This window comes from Ruminococcus sp. AM31-15AC, assembly GCF_003462045.1.
GTDB classification, from domain to species: domain Bacteria; phylum Bacillota; class Clostridia; order Oscillospirales; family Ruminococcaceae; genus Hominimerdicola; species Hominimerdicola aceti.
This window is the reverse complement of sequence record NZ_QTYG01000117.1, coordinates 1-1,392: the sequence shown is the minus strand read 5'-3', so window position 1 is coordinate 1,392 and position 1,392 is coordinate 1. Positions and strand designations below refer to the sequence as shown.

At 37.0% G+C, this 1,392-nt stretch carries 2 protein-coding genes; both read right to left on the bottom strand.

Annotated features, from left to right (window positions below; all coding sequences use genetic code 11):
• Nucleotides 1–111: 111 nt before the first annotated feature.
• On the bottom strand, nt 112–1,017 hold the full coding sequence (locus tag DW793_RS14230) for a DUF5104 domain-containing protein (protein ID WP_118158539.1): 906 nt from the start codon (nt 1,015–1,017) through the stop codon (nt 112–114).
• Between the two features lie 138 nt (nt 1,018–1,155).
• A partial coding sequence (locus DW793_RS15580; RefSeq protein WP_252969919.1) for a hypothetical protein occupies nt 1,156–1,392 on the bottom strand: 237 nt, incomplete at its 5' end.

The window sequence follows — 1,392 nt, the reverse complement described above, 5'->3', positions numbered from 1 at the left end:
CTTACAGTGCATAAATGGTGTGAAGAAAACGGTGTCAATGTTAATACCGTGTACTTGAATTTTGTTCCGATTATTTCGCTGCTCATTTGTTTTTTATTCCTTGCCTTTAATCTATTCATTCTCTAAAATATATTCATATTTATTATCTTCGCTCCAACGGCTGTCTATATCCTTAACAGACAGCGCATTGATCGAGCCGTCATCTCTGCCAACAGCCACGATCGCATATTTATTGCTGTCTGAAATTTCATACATATATACATCGGCTAAAACATGTTCCTTGTCATTGTCAAGAGATTCGGCATACGGAGCGCCGAATTTTTCCTTAAAGATCAGAAAATCTCTGCTGTTCCATGCGGTTATATCATCATATTTTACAATACTTTGTGGATTGATTATCCTGTAAATATCTATAACTTCGTACTTATTGCCCGTCTGAGCCACTAAATAACTGCTGCTGTCGCCATAACCGGAAGCAACGCAGCAGTTATGGTCTGCAATTTCAATAGTATTGGCAGTATTACACTCGATATCACCGGACTCATAATCCAAAGTATTTATGGATATGTTATAAACGCCGACCAGATCTTCCCCATCATCATGCTTTTCATCGATGGGACAAACTGCTATATATACCCCATATTTTTGCTTATCCGTGATAATATAAAATGATCTGGAAAGAAAAGCACTGGTATAATTTTTCCCTGAAGAACTGGCGCTCACAGTATCCTTTTCATACTCTGTCGTGCGAATTATATCGCCTTCAAATCCATCAATCAGCGCTTGTATATCAGCGTCAATACCATCTGAATTTTTCAGACCGTTACACAGTAAGGATTTTACGCCGTCTTTATCCCCATCGTCTATGTATGTCAATAATTGATCTACCGTATCTGCGTAGAACTGATCGTTGTATTTATACTCAACACCGTTTATGATAGGCGTTTCTTTAATGGCACAACTACTCAGAGATATCACCAATACTAAGCTCGAAATAAGGCTGATGACTTTTTTCATTTATTATTTCTCCTTCCAGTCTAAAATTGCTATGTAAGTCTCATCTGAGAATGACCACCCTGCAGTTCCGTCAGTCGCATCTCTGAAAGCCTCATACATGATCTCGCCATTCTCCATGCTACAATAAATATGTCTAGGCTATATTAAATTAAAAATTCTATCTTTCAATTCTTGATCCATATTGGATAATGAATAATCTACACATTCTGCCTCAGATATGTTGTGAACATACGATTTGTCCAGGTAACCCTTTTTCAGCATAAATCTCGGCAAATTATGAGCTGCTCTAAACAGAATATTCAAATGAGGTATATCAAACTTTTCTTCTGACAAATCCAGATCAATCACAGCAAATATATAATTCAATAGTTTGAG